At 49.1% G+C, this 23,152-nt stretch carries 22 protein-coding genes; 10 read left to right on the top strand and 12 right to left on the bottom strand.

Annotated elements, in window-relative coordinates; genetic code table 11:
• Positions 1-21: 21 nt before the first annotated feature.
• The 6 genes from A7K98_RS02440 to A7K98_RS02415 all read right to left on the bottom strand — a co-directional run bounded on the left by A7K98_RS02440 (position 22) and on the right by A7K98_RS02415 (position 7,038).
• Complete coding sequence (locus tag A7K98_RS02440) at positions 22-798, bottom strand: heme ABC transporter ATP-binding protein (RefSeq protein WP_087487131.1); 777 nt, start codon at positions 796-798, stop codon at positions 22-24.
• Positions 798-1,799: a FecCD family ABC transporter permease gene (locus A7K98_RS02435; protein ID WP_198361130.1), complete on the bottom strand. Its 1,002-nt coding sequence runs from the start codon at positions 1,797-1,799 to the stop codon at positions 798-800. The genes A7K98_RS02440 and A7K98_RS02435 overlap by 1 nt, the downstream gene beginning before the upstream one ends.
• Positions 1,789-2,610: a heme/hemin ABC transporter substrate-binding protein gene (locus A7K98_RS02430; RefSeq protein WP_087487130.1), complete on the bottom strand. Its 822-nt coding sequence runs from the start codon at positions 2,608-2,610 to the stop codon at positions 1,789-1,791. The genes A7K98_RS02435 and A7K98_RS02430 overlap by 11 nt, the downstream gene beginning before the upstream one ends.
• Entirely contained in the window at positions 2,607-3,635 is a 1,029-nt protein-coding gene (locus tag A7K98_RS02425; RefSeq protein WP_087487129.1) for a hemin-degrading factor, read from the bottom strand. Before A7K98_RS02425 ends, A7K98_RS02430 begins: the two co-directional genes overlap by 4 nt.
• A gap of 64 nt (positions 3,636-3,699) precedes the next feature.
• Positions 3,700-6,051 (bottom strand): TonB-dependent receptor domain-containing protein, encoded by a 2,352-nt coding sequence (locus tag A7K98_RS02420; RefSeq protein ID WP_087487128.1) that lies wholly within the window; start codon positions 6,049-6,051, stop codon positions 3,700-3,702.
• Between the two features lie 792 nt (positions 6,052-6,843).
• Positions 6,844-7,038, bottom strand: a complete 195-nt coding sequence (locus tag A7K98_RS02415) for an ogr/Delta-like zinc finger family protein (protein ID WP_087487127.1) — start codon at positions 7,036-7,038, stop codon at positions 6,844-6,846.
• 289 nt (positions 7,039-7,327) lie between these two features.
• Here A7K98_RS02415 and A7K98_RS02410 point away from each other — a divergent pair, with 289 nt between their 5' ends.
• From A7K98_RS02410 to A7K98_RS02395, 5 genes are all read left to right on the top strand, one after another.
• Positions 7,328-8,575, top strand: a complete 1,248-nt coding sequence (locus tag A7K98_RS02410) for a glycoside hydrolase family 68 protein (RefSeq protein WP_087487126.1) — start codon at positions 7,328-7,330, stop codon at positions 8,573-8,575.
• Between the two features lie 50 nt (positions 8,576-8,625).
• Positions 8,626-8,928, top strand: coding sequence for a phage holin, lambda family (locus A7K98_RS02405; RefSeq protein WP_087487125.1), 303 nt, complete (start codon positions 8,626-8,628; stop codon positions 8,926-8,928).
• A gap of 570 nt (positions 8,929-9,498) precedes the next feature.
• Positions 9,499-10,758, top strand: a complete 1,260-nt coding sequence (locus tag A7K98_RS02400; protein ID WP_087487124.1) for a glycoside hydrolase family 68 protein — start codon at positions 9,499-9,501, stop codon at positions 10,756-10,758.
• 132 nt (positions 10,759-10,890) lie between these two features.
• Positions 10,891-10,992 carry an autotransporter outer membrane beta-barrel domain-containing protein gene (locus A7K98_RS21705; protein WP_157666044.1) on the top strand — a complete coding sequence of 34 codons (102 nt, stop codon included), beginning with the start codon at positions 10,891-10,893 and terminating at the stop codon, positions 10,990-10,992.
• A gap of 127 nt (positions 10,993-11,119) precedes the next feature.
• Positions 11,120-12,442 (top strand): IS4 family transposase, encoded by a 1,323-nt coding sequence (locus tag A7K98_RS02395; protein WP_087493469.1) that lies wholly within the window; start codon positions 11,120-11,122, stop codon positions 12,440-12,442.
• 48 nt (positions 12,443-12,490) lie between these two features.
• Here the strand turns inward: A7K98_RS02395 and A7K98_RS02390 are convergent, their stop codons facing one another.
• The 6 genes from A7K98_RS02390 to dgoR form a co-directional block, all read right to left on the bottom strand.
• Positions 12,491-13,423, bottom strand: a complete 933-nt coding sequence (locus A7K98_RS02390) for a 2-hydroxyacid dehydrogenase (protein WP_087487122.1) — start codon at positions 13,421-13,423, stop codon at positions 12,491-12,493.
• Positions 13,424-13,435: 12 nt separating this feature from the next.
• Positions 13,436-14,752 carry an MFS transporter gene (locus A7K98_RS02385; protein WP_087487121.1) on the bottom strand — a complete coding sequence of 439 codons (1,317 nt, stop codon included), beginning with the start codon at positions 14,750-14,752 and terminating at the stop codon, positions 13,436-13,438.
• Between the two features lie 94 nt (positions 14,753-14,846).
• Complete coding sequence (gene dgoD, locus A7K98_RS02380; RefSeq protein ID WP_087487120.1) at positions 14,847-15,995, bottom strand: galactonate dehydratase; 1,149 nt, start codon at positions 15,993-15,995, stop codon at positions 14,847-14,849.
• Complete coding sequence (locus A7K98_RS02375; protein ID WP_087487119.1) at positions 15,992-16,609, bottom strand: 2-dehydro-3-deoxy-6-phosphogalactonate aldolase; 618 nt, start codon at positions 16,607-16,609, stop codon at positions 15,992-15,994. Before A7K98_RS02375 ends, dgoD begins: the two co-directional genes overlap by 4 nt.
• The gene (locus A7K98_RS02370) at positions 16,593-17,474 is read right to left on the bottom strand and encodes a 2-dehydro-3-deoxygalactonokinase (protein ID WP_087487118.1); all 882 of its coding nucleotides are present in this window, start codon (positions 17,472-17,474) and stop codon (positions 16,593-16,595) included. Before A7K98_RS02370 ends, A7K98_RS02375 begins: the two co-directional genes overlap by 17 nt.
• On the bottom strand, positions 17,471-18,160 hold the full coding sequence (dgoR, locus tag A7K98_RS02365; RefSeq protein WP_087487117.1) for a D-galactonate utilization transcriptional regulator DgoR: 690 nt from the start codon (positions 18,158-18,160) through the stop codon (positions 17,471-17,473). Before dgoR ends, A7K98_RS02370 begins: the two co-directional genes overlap by 4 nt.
• A gap of 453 nt (positions 18,161-18,613) precedes the next feature.
• Here dgoR and A7K98_RS02360 point away from each other — a divergent pair, with 453 nt between their 5' ends.
• The 5 genes from A7K98_RS02360 (at position 18,614) to fsa (ending at position 23,149) form a co-directional block, all read left to right on the top strand.
• Complete coding sequence (locus tag A7K98_RS02360; protein ID WP_087487116.1) at positions 18,614-19,618, top strand: LacI family DNA-binding transcriptional regulator; 1,005 nt, start codon at positions 18,614-18,616, stop codon at positions 19,616-19,618.
• 20 nt (positions 19,619-19,638) lie between these two features.
• The gene (locus tag A7K98_RS02355) at positions 19,639-20,130 is read left to right on the top strand and encodes an ureidoglycolate lyase (protein ID WP_087487115.1); all 492 of its coding nucleotides are present in this window, start codon (positions 19,639-19,641) and stop codon (positions 20,128-20,130) included.
• Complete coding sequence (locus A7K98_RS02350) at positions 20,127-21,038, top strand: carbohydrate kinase family protein (protein ID WP_232461583.1); 912 nt, start codon at positions 20,127-20,129, stop codon at positions 21,036-21,038. The genes A7K98_RS02355 and A7K98_RS02350 overlap by 4 nt, the downstream gene beginning before the upstream one ends.
• A 101-nt stretch (positions 21,039-21,139) precedes the next feature.
• Positions 21,140-22,471, top strand: coding sequence for a sugar MFS transporter (locus A7K98_RS02345; protein WP_087487114.1), 1,332 nt, complete (start codon positions 21,140-21,142; stop codon positions 22,469-22,471).
• 15 nt (positions 22,472-22,486) lie between these two features.
• Complete coding sequence (gene fsa / locus A7K98_RS02340; RefSeq protein ID WP_087487113.1) at positions 22,487-23,149, top strand: fructose-6-phosphate aldolase; 663 nt, start codon at positions 22,487-22,489, stop codon at positions 23,147-23,149.
• Positions 23,150-23,152: the final 3 nt, after the last annotated feature.

Below are 23,152 nucleotides of genomic sequence, written 5' to 3'. Positions count from 1 at the left end.
CCTTCCCGGCGCCTGTTTTTTTTAGGGCAGTAACATCACCTGCGGCCGTTGATGAGGAGTATCAGTGTTCACACTGAGTTCCGCTTTATACCAGCGTTGCAGTAGTTCACTTTCCAGTACCTGCTGCGGTGTACCTTCTGCAACCAGCTTGCCCTGATGCAACAGGAGCAGCCGGTCGGCCCATAATGATGCCTGGTTAAGATCATGCAGCACACTGCACACCATTAGTTTTCCCTGACGGGTCAGACGATGTAACAGCCTGAGGATATGTTGCTGATGGTAGAGATCCAGTGCGGAAGTGGGTTCATCAAGAAACAGACAGCCTTGCGGTTCGCCATCCTGCCAGAGTTGTGCCAGTACCCGTGCCAGTTGAACCCGCTGCTGCTCCCCACCGGAGAGTTGCAGGTAACTGCGGTCCAGCAGCTCATCACAACCCGTCAGACCCGCGACCTCACTAACGATTTCATCCTGACGATGGCGGCTCCAGGCCGCCCTGCCCAGACTGATTACCTGCCGGGCGGTCAGCGAAAAAGTCAGGGAGCTTTGCTGACGCATTACCGCCCGTTGTTGAGCCAGGAGCCGCCCGTCCCACTCGCTGAGTGCTTTACCCTGCAACCGGCACTCACCACTATCCGGAGCTATATAACCACTGAGTACTCGCATCAGGGTTGATTTTCCGGCACCATTTGGTCCTATCAGAGCAACCATTTCTCCCGGTGACAGTTGCAGAGAAATCCCGCTCAACAGCAGGCGCTGACCCCGTTGCAGGCTGATTTCAACCGCTTTAAGTTCAGACATTATTCCTCCCCCTGCTGACGACGGATAATCAGCCAGAAAAACCAGGGTGCACCAATCAGGCTGGTCAGTAAACCCACCGGCATTTCGGCTGGGGAAACCAGGGTGCGTGCCAGGGTATCTGCCAGTAACAGCAAAATGGCGCCGCTCAGCGCAGAAGCCGGTAATACCCGGCGATGATCACTGCCAAAGCACATCCGCATCAGATGCGGAATCACCAGCCCGATAAAACCGATCACCCCACTGACCGAGACCGCAGTCCCTACCAGCAGAGCATTCAACACCAGCAACTGACGCTGAGTACGCTGAACGTTGACGCCCATATAATGAGCATCTTCTTCGCCCAGTTGCAGCAGGTTGAGCCGGTTGGCAAACCACAGTGTAAGGATTGAGGAAGGCAGAATCAGCAGCGCACATACCGCCAGTGACGGCCATTGTGCCTGAGCCAGACTGCCCATTCCCCACAGCGACAATTGCCGCAACTGCTGATCATTACTGACCCACGAAAGTACGCCAACGATAGCTCCGCAGACGGCATTAATCGCTACACCAAACAATAATAACCGGGAGAGATGGCCACGGGTGAACTGGCTGAGTTTGAAGATTAGAGCGGTCACAAGCAGGCTGCCGGTGAAGGCAGCAATCATCGGTAACCATAACAGGATACCGGCAGGTAACGCCATTGGCAGTACAATCGACACTGCGACCGCCAGCCCTGCCCCACTACTGATGCCCAGTAAGCCCGGGTCTGCCAGTGGATTACGAAATAATCCCTGCATTACCGTACCGGAGACCGCCAGTGCCAGGCCGACCAGCGCTGCCAGCAACACGCGCGGCAGGCGGATATCCAGCCAGATCCTGCGCCCCAGACTGTCAGGGCTTTGTTGCCAGAGAGAGAGCAGCGACAGTTTTATCGCCCCGGTCTGGCTGGCAACCAGCAATGCTGCCAGCAAAACCAGCCCCATCACGATTAACCAGCCTCGTGTCTGACGGCTATTCAGCATGGATTTTTTCTGCAGCCTGACGCAGCTGCAAAATTGCCTTAGGTGTATCTAAACCGAAGCCCAGTAGCGCCATCTGATCGATATACAGCAGGCGGTGATGTTTGCCGGCAGGGGTCATGGCTAAGCCAGGCAGTTTCCAGAATTTGTCTGGTCCCCCCAGTGCCTGAACACCGCTGCGATCGACCAGCACTAAATCAGGAGCCGCTGCGATAACTCCTTCAGCTGACAATGTCTGGTAATGGGGTACATTGCCCATCACATTGGTCAGTCCGGCACTGCGGATAGCGACATCTGCCGCGGTCTGATTTCCGGCCACCATCGTCGTCATACCGCTGTTTGCCATGATATACAGCACTTTTACCGGCAGTCGGGTCGATGGAATAGCAGCAATTTGCTGGCTGACCTGGCGTAATAATGGCTGAGCCGCCGCCGTTTCGTTCAGTGCTGTAGCGATAGTGGTTATCTTCTGTGAAATGGCAGATAACGAGTTTTCACCAGTGACATCCACCACCTTCACGCCAACACCGGAAAGCTGGGTCAGAACCTGAGATGGTTTTGCCTGTTCATTGGTCAGTACCAGATCAGGTTTCAGCGCCAGAATCCCTTCGGTATTCAACTGGCGCATATAACCTACATCCGGCAGTTTTGCGGCCTGAGCCGGACGGAAACTGGTGCTGTCACGCCCGACCAGCTGATCACCGGCCCCGAGAGCATACACAATTTCCGTGACATCACCACCAATCGACACTACCCGTTGGGCAGCAAATACCGGTAACGCCAGCAAACAAAGCATCAGGCCAAATATTCTCATGCAGGCACGCCTCCGGCCAGAGATTCAATCTGCTCACGCCAGACCGCTTGTTCCGGATTACCTTCGCTACGCTGCCCGTATAACTGAGCAATCTGAGTACCATCAGCAGCAAATAACTCCAGACTGGTGACATGACCGTCAGCCGTAGGTTTGCGGGTAATCCAGCTTTCAGCAATCTGCTGGTCCTGCAGATGCAGGGTAAAATTCGGATTAAAAATATTCAGCCAGCCTTTCATCGGAGTTACTTTCTCAACTGCGCCGGTGAAAATTTGGGTACAACCGCGGTTGCCAACGAAAATCATAATTTCGTTGCCCGCTTCATGTGCCAGAGTCAGCAAACGTTCCAGTGTCTGCGGAGCAACTTTCTGCGCTAAATCATCACTCACCGCTGCAAAGGCCTGTGGGCGACTGATATTGTGGCGACTGAGTAGCTGGAAAAACTGATGAACATCAGTCATCGCACGCCATTCCTGCTCAATCTTTTGCGTATCAATCTGTCGGGAAAATTCAGGGGCAGCGACAGGGTTTAGTGTTAACGCTGCAGGCTCTTCCACCACAAACTCAGCAATCAGCTGTTGCCATGCCTGCTGGTCGGTATTATCGGTGGTATAAATTTTCAGTACTGCGTTACCCTGGTCATCAAAGATTTGGATGCTTTTACGTTCACCCCGGGCACTCTGTTCCTGCAGATAAAATGCACTGTGCCATTTTGACAGGAAGAAACGCAGATCCAGATGGCGCGGGTTAAGCACCAACCCGGCATGCGGACCGATGTGCAGGTTGTCGTAGGTTCCGACCTGTTCATGGACTGCATATTCGTTACGGGTAATATTTTTGGTCTCACCTACCGCTTTCAGCGCTTCCAGCAATGCCGGGAAGTCAGCACGCAGCTGCTGTGCGTCGTCTGCCGTTCTGGCCAGCAGCAATTCTGCTTCAGTGATGCCCATCAGTGCAGCCAGATCGCGGGCATAAGTGCCGGGATGCTGCTCTTTTAATTCCAGGTACTGCTGATAATGTGTGCTCATAAATTCTCCAGCGTCCTCATTTCCCTGAGAGCCCTGCCGTTATGGCAGGGCAGTTGATCAATTATCAGAAATCGACATTCAGTCCGACCTGGTAAGTACGACCCGGCATATAAGCTAACGAAACATCGTTGCGATCCTGGGCGGTCGAGGTTTCCAGATCACGGCTGCTGAGGTAATCGATGTATTTACGGTTAGTAATGTTATACACCCCACCGCTCAGTTTGACATTCTTCGTCACTCGCCAGTAAGCAGTAGCATCCACTAAACCATAGCCCGGAATACGCATATACGGGCTTTCTTCTGAGGTCACTGTACCACTGGTCGTCGTATCACGGGTGGTTTCCTGCGCCTGCTTGCCTTTAACAAAGGTCGCAGTCACTGCGGTTCCCCACAGGCCGGTAGGGTCATCCCATGCCACACCAACCACAGCTTTCATTGGCGCCACGCTATCCAGTGCGGTATAGCTGTCGCCGGTAAGTGAAGACTTAGACTCCCCTTTGGCATAGCCCCATGCCAGAGTCGCACTCAGACCTTCTGCCTGCTCAATCCAGTGACCAATACTAAATTTAGTACTGATTTCACCACCATAGATAAAGGCTTTATCACGGTTTTCCGCCTGGTAGATGGTGTAGATATTCGACGGCACGTTAGTGAACATCGAAGGTGAACCACTGCGGGTATAACGGGTATAAGCAATAAAGTTTTTATACTCGTTATAGAACACAGAACTGCTCAGGGTGATACCCGGAGTCACTTCACCGTTCAATCCCCATTCAAAGTTATTACTGGTTTCGGTTTTCAGAGCAGGGTTACCAATCAGCGCATATTGCTGGCTACCCGCATAGCTGGAACCCAGGTTCCATGAACCGTATAGCTGACTGGCTTCAGGGAATTCCGCCCCACGACTGTACTGAACATAGGTCAACAGTCCGGGGGTCAGATTGTACTGGAAGCGCAGAGATGGCAGCACTTCGGTATCACTGGTTCCTGTGCCGTACAGAGTTTCTAATTCATCAGTAGTCAGAACAGAGCTACCGGCCGCCAGAGTTTCGAGATCTTTTGGCTTGGTTTTCTCATAGGCAACACGAACTCCCGGGACAATCGCAAAATTGTGTCCCTGCAGATCGAAGTTGATTTTATCCTGAACAAATCCACCCAGTTTGGTGGTGGTACTGTTAGCCTGTGGCTGCATTACCGAGTAGTAGACCAGAGGTGCCGGGTCCTGGTCGAACGGGCGTTTGGTGTTACCCAGATCCGCATTCAGACCACCGCTCAGTTCATGGCGGCCTATCGTCTTACGCAGTTCGGTGGAGAAACCAATATTATTGGTATCGTAATCGGAATAAGTACGACCAATGACTCCGGTATCGTAAGGTGCCAGGGTATTATCGCGAGCCTGAGTTTTCTGCCAGTAGAGATTGGTGGTCAGAGAGTCAATCCAGTCATTTTCCGGCGTATAAATATCCTGCAGATTACCGGATAAACGACGGGTCTCACTGGACTGATGACTGGTGCCAATAACCGCACTACCACCTGAGTTCCAGGTATCGTAATGGGTATGGTTGGTTTTATCGTAGTAACTGAACGTTCCGGTCAGCTTATGTTCATCGTTCGGCTGCCAGATAACACTGCCCAAAAAGGCGTTAGAGTGCCAGTTCGCCGGGTAAGCAGAGACTGTACCGCTGTTATTACGGGTCTGCTGGCCATCACGGTGGCTATAGACAAAAATCCCGCGTAGTTCTTCATCCCCTGCCGCGGCAGTAATACCATTATGCCAGCCACGATTTGAAGAATCGTAATCTGACTGATAGCCAAAGTAGCTGGTTTTGCCCGGATGCAGATAATCATCCGGTGATTTAGTCTTGAATGAAACCGCACCACCGATCGAGGTATTGGGTTGTGATACTGCGGTAGCACCGGCATCGATATTCATCAGACCAAACAGATACGGGTCGATATAGTCACGCCCGATACCGAAAGTGTTAACTCCGGTGCGGCCGACATAACCACGGCTGGTCGCAGACGGTATTTCCACGCCATCAATATCAATACCGACACGGTTACTTTCCAGACCACGAATGTTGTATCCGGTGTAACCACCGCGGTCAAAGCCGCTTTTACCGTTTCCTGAACCACCGCTGGCGCCGGTAGCACTGATCAGTGTCTGGTAGCGCATCAGAGAACCAAAATCGGTGACGCCCAGTTTCTGCATTTCTGCCGCTGTAACCGTTTTACGGTTGCTGGCATTAACGTGAGGCGCGGTGGCTCTGACAGTGATTTGCTGTTCAGAATCATTGTCAGCCGCTGTAGTGCTGGTAGTTGCTGCGAAAGTGCAGGCAGCATGAACAGAAATCGCTACCGCTGTGGCCTTAAATAAGGCGGGTTTAATCTTACCCTGAGTCAGAAATTTATACATGGTTGTAAGTATCCAGGCATGCCAAAAATGCCGTTTGCCACAGGTAAACGCAAACGAAGGTTTTTATAATTACTGGTGTTGTGATGTGATCGTCGATCACCAGCAGTAATGATAATCTATATCATTATGATAATAGTTATCAATACCAAATGGCATGACCTACAGAACTTTTACAGTTACTGACTGTCGCGGTAGGTAAAACAAACCTCAGGGAAGATTTCAGAAAATCCGCCACCCTTTAAGTTCACTATCCACGACGGCAGATTAGCATAACCAGTCCACAAGGCTCCTGATACAAAATCCCATCCCTGATCGGTACAGAAAAATATCAGTGAAGATTATGAAATGACAAAGCTGAATATGCCATTTTCAACCCTATTCCGGAATGGTAAGACATGCCTTCCTCATGACATAAATTAACACTGTAGAAACAATAAAAAAACATTTGGCGAATATCTGGCTATTATCCCGGAGATAAAGATATCCGGTGATTCCCTGTGTCACCAGGAGACTTTCAGTAACAGATAACCAAAAAATATATAGAAAGAGTTACAATGAAACAACCCACAGCGTTAACAAAAAAACAACAACCAGGAATTTAATATTATTACCAACAACAACAGTGATCATTTTCTATACTAAAGACTCCATTCTCACATTATTATCTTCCGATAAATATTTATACCATCATATAAACCGGAAAAAGAATTCACACCCTCCTTTTTCCGGACAATCACCTACTATTACAGGATGGATTAAAAGTTCAAAATTAAAATTATTATAAGAATAGTCCTACATAGCAACCATTGTCCGTTGCTCCTTTTTTGTCACTGGAGCACAAATAATTCTTTCCAGGCTTTCTATGGTTTTAAAGGTGCAGGAGCAGGTGATATCCTGGCATTGATAGTATGCTTCTTTGGTTGTATCGGTTAAGTAACGGCTTGTACGAGTGTGAGCTGGCTTGTTACAAATCGGGCAACGCATCATAAGTACCACCTATATTCACTGAATAATTTTAAAACAAACAGAGGTATAATTGATCAATTACGGCTTTAATGGGTGAAAATAAATAAAAGATTCTATCTTCTTTTTATCTGGCTGTAGATACTTATTGATGCTATCCGACAAATCCAACAATCTCTGGTCTGTCACTTACGACACAACAATCATTTTTTAAAAGTGATATTGTTGTGTGGCTTATTACAAAATAAATTCCGTTTTTATTATTTTTTTTAGCATGCTTTTATTAAACCTCATTCAATGACGGAGGTTTAAAATGAAAAACTTAATCGATAAAGTGAAAACAACTGCCTGGAGCCGTGCTGATGCGCTGAAAGTCAGAGCAGATGATCCCACAACAACCCAGCCACTGGTCAGTACTGATTTCCCGGTGATGAGTGATGATCTTTTTATCTGGGATACTATGCCGTTGAAGAAATATGACGGTAATATTATTGCAATAAATGGCTGGTCAGTTATTTTTACCCTGACAGCTGAACGTCAGCCGGAAGTCTATACCGATGCACAAGGTCATTATGATATCGACAGTGACTGGACCAACCGTCACAGCCGGGCACGGATCTGCTACTGGTATGCAAAAGACAGTAAGAGCTGGATTTATGGCGGACGGGTCATGGCGGAAGGGGTTTCACCCACATCCCGTGAATGGGCAGGCACACCTATCCTGCTGAATGAACAGGGAGATATTGAACTTTATTATACCTGTGTCACCCCGGGAGCCACCATTGTCAAAGTGAAAGGCTCAATTTCTGCTGACAGCGAGGGGGTAAGCTTATCCGGATTTGATAAGGTTACAGAACTGTTTTCCGCAGACGGAGTTTACTACCAGACCGAACAACAAAATGCTTACTGGGGTTTCCGTGACCCAAGCCCGTTTATCGATCCAAATGACGGTAATCTGTATATGGTATTTGAGGGTAACGTTGCCGGAGAGCGTGGTTCTCATGTTATTACCAGCGACGATATGGGTGATGTTCCTCCGGGTTATGATGATGTCGGTGGCTCCCGCTATCAGACCGGATGTATTGGTTTTGCTGTGGCGAAAGATAAACAAGGCAATGACTGGCAATTATTGCCACCGCTGATTACTGCAGTCGGTGTAAATGACCAAACTGAACGGCCTCATTTTGTTTTTAAAGACGGAAAATATTATCTGTTTACTATCAGCCATCAATATACCTATGGGGATGGCGTATCCGGCCCCGATGGGGTATACGGTTTTGTGAGTGATTCATTATTTGGACCTTATCAGCCATTAAATGGCTCAGGACTGGTTCTGGGTAATCCTTCTTCTCAGCCCTATCAAACCTATTCGCATTGCGTGATGCCGAATGGTCTGGTGACCTCATTTATCGATAGTATTCCACAAACGGACGGAAGTTATCGTATTGGCGGAACAGAAGCTCCTACGGTAAAAATAAAAATAAAAGGCCAGCAAACCTTTATGGTTAAAACACTGGACTATGGATTTATTCCGCCGACAGAAAATATTACTGTCAGGTAATGATTAGAATACTGCGCGGATAATACCGCGCTTTACTCAGGACACTCACTATGGATATCCAGAACATTATAAATACAGTCAAAATTGCCACACGGGGAGATTCTGTTTTTTTTGGAGTATTCATCTCTTTCTTTATGGCATTATTAAGAATGATTTATTCAGGCAGAAACATTATTGAAACCATACTTGAAGGTGGAATTTGCGGCTGTCTTACTTTTATATCAGTCTCACTGATGAGTTATTTCGGCGTATCCAGTCAACTGACGGTTTCGGTAGGTGGTTTTATTGGATTTATGGGGGTAAAAAAAATTAGTTTTTGGATTAACCGTATCATTATGAAACGGATCTCATAACTACCGACTCTTTATACCTGGGCATCTGTAGTGAACTCCGGTGAGGAGGCCATATATGTTGATCTTTGGTTACAAATTCTTGTGGGGGATATTGAGTTACCACCATTTAACCCTATATATTATAGGGCATTTCTGAGTGTTTTTTGTACTTCTAACGCTGCCGGACTGTCGGGAATCACATTACCGTCGGTCCGGTGGTTTCCTCTTTTCTGCCATGCAATACTCTTCATTCTCCCCAGGCTGTTTGTTGTTAGCTTAATAGCTATCGGCAGTCACTCCAGCAATCATTAAAAACATAACAGACAGAACACCCCCCAACTATTTATAATAAGAATACTCATTACTCAATATTAAAAATAAATTACCGGTTATTTTGAATTAAATAACCGGTCAGTTATCCATATAATAAAATATCTGACAATCACTTTCACTTCTCACTACGACCACACAACAAAAAATCATTAATTTTCATACGCTTTGTTGTGTGAACACTGACAAATCAGTGAGAGATTTTATTTATTTTCACCCCATGTTTTTATACAACCTCACTTAACAACAGAGGTTTTAAAAATGAAAAATTTACAAGATAAAGTTCAAACAACTGCCTGGAGCAGAGCTGATGCACTGAAAGTCAGAGCAGATGATCCTACAACGACTCAACCCGTTGTCAGTATTGATTTTCCGGTAATGAGCGATGAAGTATTTATCTGGGATACTCTGCCACTACGTAAATATGATGGTAATATTGTCTCGGTCAATGGCTGGTCTGTTATTTTTACTCTGACAGCAGATCGTTTGCCAACAGAATATCTGGATGCCGAAGGTAACTATGATATTTATACCGACTGGAATAATCGCCATGGGCGGGCACGGATCTGCTACTGGTATTCAAAAGACAGCACTAACTGGACATTTGGCGGACGGGTGATGGCAGAAGGTGTTTCACCTACGACCCGTGAGTGGGCTGGTACACCTATCCTGCTAAATGAAAAGGGCGATATTGAACTGTATTACACCTGTGTCACTCCCGGCGCGACTATTGTCAAAGTAAAAGGAAAAATCTCCGCCAACAGTGAGGGGGTAACCTTATCCGGATTTGATGAGGTTATCGAATTATTCTCTGCCGATGGTGTTTATTACCAGACAGAGCAACAAAATGCTTACTGGGGTTTCCGTGACCCAAGCCCATTTATCGACCCGAATGACGGTAATCTGTATATGGTATTTGAGGGTAACGTGGCCGGAGATCGTGGTTCGCATGTTATTACCAGCGACGATATGGGTGATATTCCTCCGGGCTATGATGATGTCGGTGGGGCACGCTACCAGACAGGCTGTATTGGTCTGGCTGCTGCGAAAGACAAAGAGGGTAATGACTGGCAGCTGCTGCCGCCGCTCATCACTGCGGTGGGTGTCAACGATCAGACCGAACGCCCACACTTTGTATTTAAAGATGGTAAATACTACCTGTTTACCATCAGCCATAAATCAACTTATGCCGATAATCTCACTGGCCCCGATGGTGTTTACGGTTTTGTCAGTGATTCATTATTCGGGCCGTATGAACCGCTAAATGGCTCGGGTCTGGTGCTGGGCAATCCATCGTCTCAGCCTTTGCAGACCTACTCACATTGTGTGATGCCAAATGGTCTGGTGACCTCTTTTATCGACACCGTTCCAGCCAGTAACGGTGACTATGAGGGTGAATATCGCATCGGCGGCACTGAAGCGCCAACAGTGCAGATCAAGATAGAAGGTAATCGCACCTTCATGGTGAAAGAATTCGATTACGGATTTATTCCACCGATGGAGAATGTAGTAGTAAGCTGATCAACAAAACGGCGTAGTTGACTCTGCGCCGTCACTTCCCCTCAGAAATACCGGCCAGTTGAAACTTCCCCCTGATCACCTCACTCATAAATATCATCGGTAAACTAAAAATCAGCCGGGGTTGAAGCGAAAATCAGCAACCGGCTGAATCTGTGGACTACTGTCTCCCGGCAGGTGGGCGGCCACGGCTACAGCAATACCCGGGGCGCAGTGGGCCTGAAGTATATGTTCTGATTCCGGCAACGTTGCTGAAAACACAAAAATGGGCCGATTCAGCCTAATGCCGATCGTTTAAGGATCATTTGACCGATCCGGTGGTTGGTGTAAAAAGGGTTCATGTGCAGACATGGACCCTTTTTAAATGGAACTTTCGCAAGCTCTCGGCATTATTAATCTCACTGCTCCCGAAGAAGTACAGAGCCTCTCTGACCTGCTCTCTCCTGACCTCATCCGACAGGCGTTTTCCCTCACTGATACCGTCACGCTGCGTAAGCGTAAACTTCCCCTTGAGTCGATGGTCTGGCTGGTTATCGGTATGGCCGTATTCAACAATAAGCCCATGAGCCATATCGTGAATTTGATGGATATTGTTGACCGGACCGGACGGTCATTTACCGCACCCAGCTCTGTGATTGCCCGCCGAAAAACACTGGGCGAAGATGCCATCCGGGTCCTGTTTGATCTCACTCAACAACACTGGCACGAAGAAGCCAGACATCCTCTCTGGCACGGGTTGACGCTTAATGCTGTTGATGGCGTTGTCTGGCATACCCAGGACACTCCTGAAAATGCAGAGGCCTTCGGCAAAGCATCTAATCAGCATGGTGAACGCGGTTATCCTCAGGTTCGTATGGTGTGTCTGATGGAACTCAGCAGCCATCTGCTGCGTGCAAGTGTGTCAGGTCGCTACGATATCAACGAAATGCGGCTGGCCGCTCAGCTGGCAGAAAATGCACCGGATAACAGTATTACGCTGTTTGATAAGGGCTTTTACTCTTTAGGGTTGTTACATGACTGGCATAATGCAGGTGAAAATCGCCACTGGCTAACGCCGCTGAAAAAGAACACTCAGTATGAAGTGGTACGAAAGCTCGGCAGGCAGGACGAACTGATACGACTGAAAACCACGCCTCAGGCCAGAAAGCAATGGAAAGGCCTGCCGGAAGAACTCATAGTGAGGCTAATCAGGCGGAAAGTGAACGGGACGGAACGGCAGGTAGTCACTTCCATGACAGATGCGATGCGTTATCCGGCGACTGACGTGGCAGAACTTTATAAGCATCGCTGGGAAATCGAGCTGGGATATCGTGAGGCAAAGCAGTTTTTACTGGGAAACCGCTGGACGCTGAGAAGCCGGTTGCCCGATCTGGTGAAGCAGGAGCTATGGGGAATACTGCTGACGTATAACCTGGTGCGTTACCAGATGATTAAAATGGCGTTCAGCCTGAAAGGAAATTACCTGCCTTACCAGTTGAGCTTCAGCGGTGCAGTATCAGAGATATTACGGCTACTGATCGGTCTGCCGTGGGCTTCACCGGGAGCCATCCCGGGTCACCTTAAACACTTTTACAGTAATGCCGGGATGCTGAAACTGCCACCACGACGAGAACGGGAATATGTGAGAGAAGTGAGGGAGAAAAGGTCGAAATATCCCTTTAAAAACAATGCCGGTCACCTTAAGTGACCGGCATTAGCCGATTCAGCCCATTTTTTTGCCAACTTCAAACTGTGTTTATCGGACCGGGGTAACTAACGGCAATCCCTGCTGCCATGCCCGAATATTTTCCATAACCAGCCGTGACATCTCAGCGCGTGTTTGCCAGGTAGCACTGGCCATATGCGGCGTTACCACCACATCGTCCCGCTGCAGCAAAGACTCTGGCACTTCAGGCTCATCACTAAACACATCTAATCCCGCCCCGGCAATATACTCCTGCTGTATGGCTTCAGTCAGTGCGTTTTCATCCACCACGCTGCCCCGGCCGACATTAATTAATACCCCTTCAGGCCCCAGAGCCCGAAGAACCTGAGCATCAATAAGCCCGCGAGTATCTTCCCCTCCCGGGATACATACCACCAGAATGTCGCTTTGACGGGCAAGTTCATAAATATCCGACTGAAAATCCCAGCCAGCAAGTTCGCGCGATCGACGGTCGTAGTAACTGATAGCCATAGAAAATCCTGTGGCCCGACGGGCAATCGCCTGGCCAATTCTGCCCATACCAACAATGCCTAAACGGGCACCAGAGACTTTTTTCGTCCACTGAAATCCTCCCTGCTGCCATCCCCCACGCTCAATAAATTTCTGAGCCGCAACTATCTTTCGGCAAGTTGCTATCATCAGCCCTATCGCCAAATCGGCCACGTCATCTGTCAGCACTTCCGGAGTATGAGTCACTGCAATTCCCCTGGACGCCGCGGCACTGACATCAACACCATCATAGCCAACCCCAAAAACTACAATCAGTTTCAGCGCAGGAAATTGAGAGATTAACTCTGCCGTGACCACCGCTTCACCATTGGTGACCATTACGTCAATTATCGGAGCCACTGCCGCCAGTTCAGACTCGCTCATTGTCCCGTAATCGCACATGTCATACGCATCGTGCAGCTCGGCAGTCAGTCTGTCAGGAAGCCCGGCTTGTTTTAACAGCTTCATTTTCAAAAGTATCCTCTGTTATGAACTACGGGAAGCGTTGTCTTTAATGTCCTGAGGAATATCCCTGACTGGTCGGGAAACCAGAATCCCCACCACACCGCCAATAACTAATGCGATGTCAACAATCAACAGCCCGTAGTGATAACTGTTAGTAGCATCTTTTATTTTTCCCAGCACCGGCGGCAATCCAAGCCCGACAAAATTAGCAATGGTATTTATGAATGCAATAGAGGCGGCTGCAGCGACTCCGGCAAGTTTCTCGGTTGTTACCGCCCAGAAAACCGGGGTCAGGGCAAAATTAAAGCCGACACATAACACCAATAGCATCCATGCCAGCCACAGGTTACTGCTGTAGATAGCAATACCCAGCGCCAGTCCTGACAAAATTAGCGGTAATCCGAGATGAAGAGATCGTTCTTTAGTAACATCCGAATGCCTGCCGTTCAGGTACATAAATAAACAAGCACACAGAAACGGAACAGCAGAGAACAAGCTGATGACTAAATTGCTCTGATCACTGAGCATGCTTTTGATAATCAACGGCATAAACAGAGTAATGCCAATTGATCCAAATGCCTGAAGAAACCAGACCAGGCTGAGTAGCAAAACAGTTTTATTTTTCAGGGCACTTAACCAGCTATGATGGCGGGAAATTTCGACAGTGGCGTTATCCCTTGCCAGTTGATTATTAAGCCAGTTCTTCTGTTGAGGATTCAGCCATACCGCATGTGATGGCGAGTCCGGTAACCGAAATAACACCATAACACCTAATACAACCGCAGGAATGCCTTCCAGCAAAAACAGCCAGCGCCATCCTGACACACCACTGATCCCATGCATATTCAGTATTGCACCAGAAACCGGCAGTCCTATAACCGAAGCCATAACAGAACCCATGTAGAAGAACGACATTGCCCGGGCCCGGTTACTCTTTGGAAACCAGCAGGATATATAATAGATAATTCCCGGCGCAAATCCGGCTTCAGCCATGCCCAGTAAAAAACGCATGACATATAGCTGTGTCGGTGTATTCACCAACGCCATGCAGGCACTGACGATTCCCCAGCTGATCATAATTCTGGCGATCCATCGACGTGCCCCGACACGGGTCATGATAACGTTGCTCGGAATTTCAAAAATAATATAGGATATATAAAACATTCCTACACCGAGCCCATACATGCTTGCTGTCAGCCCGAGATCTGCATTCATTTGCAATGCAGCAATCGAGATATTCGTCTTATCAAGATTGGCAACAAAATAGCAGATAATAATAAAAGGAATTATTTTTATATTTAATTGTTTCAATGTAGAAGAGTACAGATCGGCATTCATAAATAACCTCTCTATGTGGTTTAACAGCGACAGGCATCCCCGGCAGCTAAACCGTTTTATTATTAAAATACGGAATTAAATAATTATCGGTGGTTTACCACTCAGCAACAGTACCATCTGCTAAGCGCCAGACGGGGTTATGCCAGTCAGGTACCTGCCGGCTACGGGCAATCACTTGTTCTTCATCAATTTCCACCCCAAGCCCCGGACGGGTTAGTGGCCGGAAAAAACCTCCATGCATCTCAAAATCTTGTTTATTAATAACAAAGTCAAGCAACTCAGCCCCTTTATTATAATGTATGCCCATACTCTGCTCCTGGAATACAGCATTCCGGGAAACAAAATCGATATGCAGACAAGCTGCCAGAGCAATCGGCCCGAGTGGGCAATGTGGAGCCAGCGCGACATCATAACTTTCAGCCATTGCGGCAATTTTATAACACTCGGTAATTCCCCCGGCATGCGATAAATCTGGCTGAAGTATTCCCAAACCACCTGCATCCAATACGCGCTTAAATTCAAATCTCGAATACATCCGTTCCCCGGCAGCGATGGGAATAGAAGTTAACTCAGCCAGACGCGGATAGTATTCAGCCTGTTCTGCCAGAACTGGTTCTTCAATAAATAATGGTCGATAGGGTTCCAGCTCCTTAATTAATACTCTGGCCATCGGTGCACTGACCCTGCCATGAAAATCTAATCCGAATTCAATATCCTTCCCAAACGCTTCCCGGATTTGCGCCACGGTATTTACTGCCGCATCCACTTTACGGGCACTATCTATGATTCCGAGCTCTTCACAACCATTTAATTTAAAAGTATCAAAACCAATCTCTTTCAAAGTCCGTATGCCCTGAATAACTTCCGCAGGCCGGTCGCCGCCCACCCAACTATAGGCCTTAATAGTATCCCGAACCTGGCCACCCAGCAGCTGCCAGACCGGGGCATTCAGTACTTTGCCTTTAATATCCCACAGAGCCTGATCAATGCCGGCAATGGCACTCATTAGAATTGCGCCGCCACGATAAAAGCCACCGCGGTACATGACCTGCCATAAATCGTTAATTTTTGCCGGATCCTGGCCTATTAATAATTCACCGAACTCGTGCACTGCAGCTTCAACAGTCTTAGCTCTGCCTTCAATAACCGGCTCTCCCCAGCCACAGATCCCTTCATCCGTTTCTATTTTTAAAAACATCCAGCGCGGGGGTAAGCGGTAAGTAGTTAATTTCGTAATTTTCATGTCATTGCCTCTTTGTATGCTGCTGCAAATGCCCTAGCTTGCCGTTCAGTATGGCTAACAGATTGTCCGGCACGGTACAAATCGCTACCTAACCCTGCGCCAAAACAGCCTGCTGACAGCCATGACCCCAGATTTTCCGGTGTGACGCCGCCGACAGCAAACAGTGGTACCGTTGGCGGTAAAACAGCTTTCAGAGCCCGGATATAATCCGGACCGAATGCTGAAGATGGAAAGATTTTCAACGCTTTTGCGCCGGCGTTCAGTGCAGAGAAAGCCTCAGTTGCAGTCGCACATCCGGGACAGACAGTCATTCCCAGTCTTACAGACTGCCGGATGATCGCAGGGTCAGTATTCGGCGTCACAATCAACCGGCAACCTATTTCCGCCAGTAATTCCAGCTGTTCCGGATTGAGCACGGTTCCGGCGCCAATCATTGCCTGATCGCCAAATTTTTTGACCAGAACAGGCAATGTTTCCTGCCACTGCGGTGAATTTAGTGGGACTTCAATAGCATCAAATCCGGCATCCAGTAATGCCGCGACATGCTGAGGGGCCTCTGGTGGGGTAATCCCACGCAGAATAGCAATAAGGGGAAGTTTAGTCGGCCACTGCATCTGCGATACTCCTTATACCTGCCTGAAATGCGCTGTCGCCTTCCAGTATCTGCGCCTTAAATCCGAGAATGTTGAGCACTTTCTGATAGCGGCTGGCCAGAGAATGACTGGCGACAATCGTAACTGGCTGCCGGTGATCTGGCTGCCATTGCCGGATCATACTGGCCACTTCGTGACCAATCAGCAGACCCGAAAGATATTCACTGACATCCTCTCGTGGTAGATCACCGAGTACATGTGCAGCGCGAACTTCAAACAATCTGACCAGTGGTGCCTCAGTCGCCAGGCCAATCTCTGTACCCTGCTCAAAAACCGTCGGAGATTGTCTCTGTTCGGGCAGCCCAGCCCCAATCAGCGAGGAATTGATTAACAAATGATGTAATTCACCTGTCATCACTGTCCGAAAGTCATAGATTTGCTCATTATCAGCCTGCACCCATTTACAGTGGGTACCAGGTAAAATAAACAAAGGCGCGGCGGCCAGTTGTCTTGCTCCTAACAGTTGGGTTTCCTCCCCCCTCATAACGTTGTCATTATCTGATCGACGAATACTGAGACCGGGGATAATTGAGATGCCAGGTAATACATCGGTTAACTGACTTCCTATCTCACTAAAACGCACCGGACAGGGTAAATAAGGCGCAACTTTCCATCCGGCAGTACTGCCTACCATCCCGGCCATCAACACGCGGATGTTCTCAGGCCAGCCAGCAGTGATCCCGGCTAACACCGCTGCCGGGGATTTTCCACCTAGCCGGGTAATACCCTCCGAAGAAGTTCTACGGTCACGGCACTCACCCGCCTGATACCACCAGGCCCTCAGGTTTGTTGATCCCCAGTCAATTGCGATGTAGCCGGATGTCATGTGATTTCCTTAAGTCTTCGGGTGGAGCTGGCAATCATGGATAGCGCCGCCTGTTCTGCAGCATCACCGTCCTGATGGCGGATAGCGTCATACAACTGTTTATGTTCCTGCAGGGTTTGTGGCATGTTGCCTTCATCACCCCGCCAGGTTCTTTCAAAAACGGCTCGTTGCAGAGAACTTATAGCAACGCTTAACTGCTGCAGAACCGGGTTATGGACTGCATGCAGTACGGCTTCATGAAAACGAATATCAGCCTCATTAAACGCATCACGCTGCTGATTATTGGCAACCATCTCATTCAGTGCTGTCTCAATACCGGCAAGATCACCGGAGGTTGCCCGCTCAGCTGCCCAACGCGCAATGGCTGGTTCCACCAGGTTTCTGACTTCACTCATAGCAGCAATTAACCGGGGATCGTAGTCATGGGCCAGAACCCACTGCAGCACATCTGTATCCAGGTAGTTCCACTGATTTCGCGGTGCGACAAATGCACCCCGATACCGCTTCATTTCTATTAATCGTTTCGCCGTCAGAGAACGAAAAACCTCTCTGATAATATTGCGTGACGTTTCAAACTCCTCACACAAACTGGCTTCAGCCGGGAGTGCTGCACCGGGAACATATTTACCACTGATGATTTGTTGTCCCAGAGCCACGATGATCCGGTCAGTTTTGGCAAGCGTCATACAAAGTCCTTTATTAATGAATCATCCCTGCATTCTACCTATGCCTGCCGGTGATTTTCACCGCAATTTTGCACTACTATCCTGCACCTTACTGCCTGTCCATTCTCAAAATTGTAGTACAATTGAATATTATTGTACCCCTACACAGATCACATATTGAGCAAATCCATAATGCGCTGATAACACCCCTGACGCAGAGTTAAATTCAACGAATTGTTTATTATGAGTTTTAATTTGAATATTCAGAGAGAGAGAACTACCAGTCAGCCAGCTTGATCTCAGGCTGTTTAGAAATTCAGCAGAAGTGTGATCCGCCCGATAGAATCCAGCGACCTTAACTCCCTATACTAATTGCAAGGCAATGCAAACGTTGTCATTTAATTTCACAGTGAAACTATCTACGGTTTCATTTTTTATTATCCTGAATGCAAACGTTGTCATCGGCGGGTTACTATGGCGAATATTATCGATATTGCGAAGAAAACCGGACTCTCTCCTTCAACGGTTTCACGGGCACTTTCCAAACCGGAGAAAGTAGCCGCGGGCACCCGTCAGCGGGTTCTGGCAGCCATCGATGAAGCCGGTTATGAAACCAATATTTTTGCCCGTAATTTGCGCCAGGGGGGTTCCAGAACCATCGGGCTGGTCGTCTCCGATATTCTTAACCCATTCCACGCGATGATCGTTAAATCGATTCAGGATGAAGTCTACCGCGAAGGTTTTACCCTGATGGTCGGCAGCTCAGATGAAGATCCCCGCCGTGAAGAAACGCTGATTGCTCAGCTACGCAGCCACCAGCTGCAAGGGCTGATTATTATCCCCACTCTGCAGGCCAGAGAAAATCTGAAAAATATCGACCATATCCCGGTGATAGAGATCGACCGTTGTTCCGGTCATCCACAGACCGAAAATATTCGTCTGAATAATGCTGAAGGTATGCGACTGGCAACAGAGCATCTGACGGATCTCGGTCACCGACACATTGCCTATATCGGCGGCAGTATCACTGCAGAAACCTTTAAAGAACGCCTGGAAGGGTTCCGCCACTCCTGCCCCGCCAAAGTAACACAGGAAGTTTTTGAATTACCCGCGATCAGTGGTTTACAGGCCGGAGCCGATGAAATATGTCGGACACTACTGCGCCGCTCCCGTGACCAGCGGCCTACCGCCATTATCGCCGCCAATAATGATATTGCCTCGGGCGTGGTACAGGCCATTTATCAGAGCGGCCTGAGCCTGCCAGATGATCTGTCATTTATCGCTTTTGATGATCCGGAATGGGCAGCGTTTTTCCCTTGCCCGATTACTACTGTCAGACAACCGGTTTATCTGATGGGACAGTTTGCAGCACAGCGGCTGTTCAGCAGGATTCGTGGCGAGCAGACTCACAGCGACCCGCTGTCACGGTTTGCGCCGCAGCTAATCGTTCGTCGTTCGACAACCCCGCCTGTTGTTTAATATGCACAAGGAGAACCATTATGAGCACTGTCCCGCTGATAGAGGCCACTGCGGAGAATCTGGCCCCCTATGGAAAGTTACTCGGCTTACCGGATCGCCAGCCTACTCTGGCCAGGGGTGATATCGATTACTATCACCATATTGCCGATTCCGGTGATTTTACCGCCCATCCGGTCACCAGTTATTTAATCTCTTATCCTCGCCCTCCCCGGCTGGAACTGATTGAGCGCCACCGCCAGACCGAAGAGACATTTATACCGTTAACCGGACACAGTGTTATGGTGCTGGGCCGCCCCGGACCTCTGAATACCGACCAGTTAGTGGCGATTCATCTGGATGGCAGTTTTGGTATTCAGCTACGTCGTGATACCTGGCACTTTGCGCCTTTTGCCCTGGACTGTGAAGCCACCTATCTGCTGCTGTCCGGCAAAGATTCCGCTCCGGATATTGAAGTGCTTCCGGTCAGCGCCCGTGATATTGCCTTGCCAGACACCGCGGAGGTTTCGCTATGATGCGGATTGCTTGTTACGGTGAAGGGCTGATTGATTTTACCCAGCAGGGTAATGCGTTTGTCCCGCATCCTGGCGGTTCACCTTACAATGTGGCCGTAGCGCTGGCGCGTCTGGGCTGTCGGACCGAATTTTGCTCGCAGCTCAGTACTGATATGTTCGGTCAGCAACTGGTGGACTATTTACAGCAAAATAATGTGGGCACCTCACATATTCTGCGCAGCCAGGCCCCTTCTACCCTGGCCTTTGTCGCGACTCCGGAAAATGCAGAACCGGAATATGCCTTTTTTTCACAGGGGGCGGCAGATGTTATCCCTGAACCCGGTCAGCCATTTCCGCAGCCTGAGGCGGATTACCACCATTTCGGTTCGATTTCGCTGATGCAGGAACCCTGCGGTAGCTTCTGGGAAAAGTATCTGACAAAACGTCAGGGATTTATTTCGTTTGATCCGAATATCCGTAGCAGCCTGATCCCGGATCGTTCAGCGTGGCTGCAACGACTCGATCGGATCCTTGAATACACCAGTCTGCTGCGACTGAGTATTGTTGATCTGCAATGGATCGATCCCGACAGCAGCGTGGAGAAATTTGCCCGGCGAATCCTGGAACGGGGGGTGAAAATGGTCGCGGTCACGGCCGGTGAGCAGGGAGCGCATCTGTTTACCCGGCAACATACTTTACATCAGCCAGCCGCCAGTATTCAGGTCATTGATACCATCGGGGCGGGCGATACCTTTACCGCCGGTTTCCTGTCGGTACTGAGTCGTTCTGTTACACAGGATGCCGCCAGCCAACAGTTACTGCTGGCCGAGGCACTAAAAGCGGGCTGTCTGGCCGCCGCATTAAACTGCCGGCAAAAAGGGGCCAACCCACCGGACAGAAGAGCGCTGGAACAGGCCATGCGGCAGTAAAGTACCACCGCAGATTTGCCAGTGAATGCTGAAGATACAGCGACAGGCAATGGCTGTGAAAAAGAAATGCTGTTACCTCACCTACATATTAAGGATACATCATGGGCACGAATAATTTATTCACTACGCCTGATGGGAAGAACCATCTCGTATCGTTTTTATTACTGACCTGTCTGTTTTTAGTACTTGGTTTTAGCACCGGATTAATTGATGTACTGAACAAACATTTCCAGAACACCCTGAATATCAGTAAAGCCGAATCCGCTCTGGTACAGTTTGCCAATTATCTCGGTTATTTCTTTATGGCGATTCCGGCCGGTATTGTCGCCCGTAAAATGGGCTATAAATTCGGAATTCTCAGCGGGCTGGTGCTGATTGCGGCCGGGGCATTTTGCTTTATTCTTGCCAGCCGCAGTGGCGACTATCTGGCTTTTTTACTGGGTCTGTTTATTCTGGCAACCGGGTTGACCTGTATCGAAACCATTGCCAACCCTTACGCAGCGATTATGGGTACGCCCGGGAAAGGGGCATCACGGCTCAATCTGTCACAGTCTGTCACCGGTATCGGTCTGATCCTCGGTCCGCTGATTGGCGGACACTTTATCCTCTCCTCCACCGGCGATGTATCCACCAGTAACGACACACTGATTGTCCCGTACCTGCTGATCGGTGTGGCAGTATTACTGCTCAGCGTGGTGTTTTTGTGTCGTCGGATGCCGGATATCACTCCGCCGGAAGACAGTGCCACCGACAGTGGCAGTGCCGGCGGTAGCCTGTGGTCTAAACCCCACTTTGTGCTGGCCGTGGTGGTGCAGTTCTTCTACGTGGCAGGCCAGACCGGGATCTTCAGCTTTTTCATTAACTACGTCGTCGACCATTCGCCGCTGTTCAGCAGTGTGACTGCTCAATGGCTGCCGGCCAGCTGGAGCTGGCATTCAGCAGAGGGCTGGCGTTTTACCGAACGTGGAGCATCACAGCTGCTGGCCTTTGGCGGGTTTGGTCTGTTTATGCTTGGCCGGTTTACCGGAGGGTTGCTGCTGAGCCGTTATCAGTCGCATAAGACCCTGGCCGTATTCTCGCTGATTAACTGTCTGCTGATGGTCGTCACTCTGCTGGCCAATGGCTGGGTGGGTATCGTTGCCCTGACCCTGAGTTTCTATTTTATGTCGATCATGTTTCCGACCATTTTTGCACTGGGGATCGCCGGGCTGGGAGCCAGAACCAAGCAAGCCTCTTCCTATCTGGTGATGGCTATTGTTGGTGGCGCAGTCATGCCAATGGTGATGGGTGCCATCACGGATAAATGGTCTATGTCAGCCGGATTTATTATGCCGCTGACCTGTTTTGTGATCATCGGATTGTATGCCCTGTACTGGCGCCGGTTAAAAAATCCCCCGGTCAATGATCGCCTGTTATCAACCACTCATTCCTGACACATTGGAGAAATTATGGAACTTTATCTGGATACTGCCAGCATCGATGATATTCAACGACTGGCCCGTATTTATCCGATTAGCGGTGTTACCACTAACCCAAGTATCATCGCGGCCAGCGGTCGCCCGGTTTGGGAAGTGTTGCCACAGATCCGTGAATTGATCGGTAGTCACGGCAAACTGTTTGCCCAGGTGATCAGTCACAATGCACAAGGTATGGTCAGTGAAGCCCAACAGCTGCGTGAGAGTGTGGATGATCTGATTATCAAAGTGCCGGTGACCAGCGAAGGTCTGGTAGCCATCCGCCAGCTGAAACAGCTGGGCATTCCGACCCTGGGAACCGTAGTCTACAGTGCCGTGCAGGGGCTGATGGCCGCACTGGCCGGAGCGGAATATATTGCGCCTTATGTTAACCGGGTGGATGCTCAGGGCGGGGACGGTATAAGGATGGTGGAAGAGTTACAGAACTTACTGAATCTGCATGCCCCTGACAGTAAAATCCTGGCAGCCAGTTTCCGCACCCCGTTACAGGCTACCCGCTGTATGCTGGCAGGTTGTGCGGCCATTACGCTGCCAACGGATGTAATCGATCTGTTCCTCGCCGCCCCCGCAGTCACTGCGGCGGTGGATAAATTTGACAGTGACTGGCAACGGGTATTTAACCGTCCTGGCTTATAAAAA

The organism is Tatumella citrea (assembly GCF_002163585.1).
Lineage (GTDB): Bacteria > Pseudomonadota > Gammaproteobacteria > Enterobacterales > Enterobacteriaceae > Tatumella > Tatumella citrea.
The sequence above is the reverse complement of the archived record's forward strand: the minus strand, read 5'-3'. Positions and strand labels throughout refer to the sequence as shown.

Bases quoted from the DNA above. Each gene is read 5' to 3' on its own strand.
- A7K98_RS02425 (WP_087487129.1), bottom strand. From the start codon at position 3,635: ATGAGCACACATTATCAGCAGTACCTGGAATTAAAAGAGCAGCATCCC.
- A7K98_RS02440 (WP_087487131.1), bottom strand. From the start codon at position 798: ATGTCTGAACTTAAAGCGGTTGAAATCAGCCTGCAACGGGGTCAGCGC.
- A7K98_RS02405 (WP_087487125.1), top strand. From the start codon at position 8,626: ATGGATATCCAGAACATTATAAATACAGTCAAAATTGCCACACGGGGA.
- A7K98_RS02370 (WP_087487118.1), bottom strand. From the start codon at position 17,474: ATGACATCCGGCTACATCGCAATTGACTGGGGATCAACAAACCTGAGG.
- A7K98_RS02345 (WP_087487114.1), top strand. From the start codon at position 21,140: ATGGGCACGAATAATTTATTCACTACGCCTGATGGGAAGAACCATCTC.
- A7K98_RS02395 (WP_087493469.1), top strand. From the start codon at position 11,120: ATGGAACTTTCGCAAGCTCTCGGCATTATTAATCTCACTGCTCCCGAA.
- A7K98_RS02410 (WP_087487126.1), top strand. From the start codon at position 7,328: ATGAAAAACTTAATCGATAAAGTGAAAACAACTGCCTGGAGCCGTGCT.
- A7K98_RS02415 (WP_087487127.1), bottom strand. From the start codon at position 7,038: ATGATGCGTTGCCCGATTTGTAACAAGCCAGCTCACACTCGTACAAGC.
- fsa (WP_087487113.1), top strand. From the start codon at position 22,487: ATGGAACTTTATCTGGATACTGCCAGCATCGATGATATTCAACGACTG.
- A7K98_RS02400 (WP_087487124.1), top strand. From the start codon at position 9,499: ATGAAAAATTTACAAGATAAAGTTCAAACAACTGCCTGGAGCAGAGCT.
- A7K98_RS02430 (WP_087487130.1), bottom strand. From the start codon at position 2,610: ATGAGAATATTTGGCCTGATGCTTTGTTTGCTGGCGTTACCGGTATTT.
- A7K98_RS02355 (WP_087487115.1), top strand. From the start codon at position 19,639: ATGAGCACTGTCCCGCTGATAGAGGCCACTGCGGAGAATCTGGCCCCC.
- A7K98_RS02350 (WP_232461583.1), top strand. From the start codon at position 20,127: ATGATGCGGATTGCTTGTTACGGTGAAGGGCTGATTGATTTTACCCAG.
- A7K98_RS02385 (WP_087487121.1), bottom strand. From the start codon at position 14,752: ATGAATGCCGATCTGTACTCTTCTACATTGAAACAATTAAATATAAAA.
- A7K98_RS02360 (WP_087487116.1), top strand. From the start codon at position 18,614: ATGGCGAATATTATCGATATTGCGAAGAAAACCGGACTCTCTCCTTCA.
- dgoD (WP_087487120.1), bottom strand. From the start codon at position 15,995: ATGAAAATTACGAAATTAACTACTTACCGCTTACCCCCGCGCTGGATG.
- dgoR (WP_087487117.1), bottom strand. From the start codon at position 18,160: ATGACGCTTGCCAAAACTGACCGGATCATCGTGGCTCTGGGACAACAA.
- A7K98_RS02375 (WP_087487119.1), bottom strand. From the start codon at position 16,609: ATGCAGTGGCCGACTAAACTTCCCCTTATTGCTATTCTGCGTGGGATT.
- A7K98_RS02420 (WP_087487128.1), bottom strand. From the start codon at position 6,051: ATGTATAAATTTCTGACTCAGGGTAAGATTAAACCCGCCTTATTTAAG.
- A7K98_RS02435 (WP_198361130.1), bottom strand. From the start codon at position 1,799: ATGCTGAATAGCCGTCAGACACGAGGCTGGTTAATCGTGATGGGGCTG.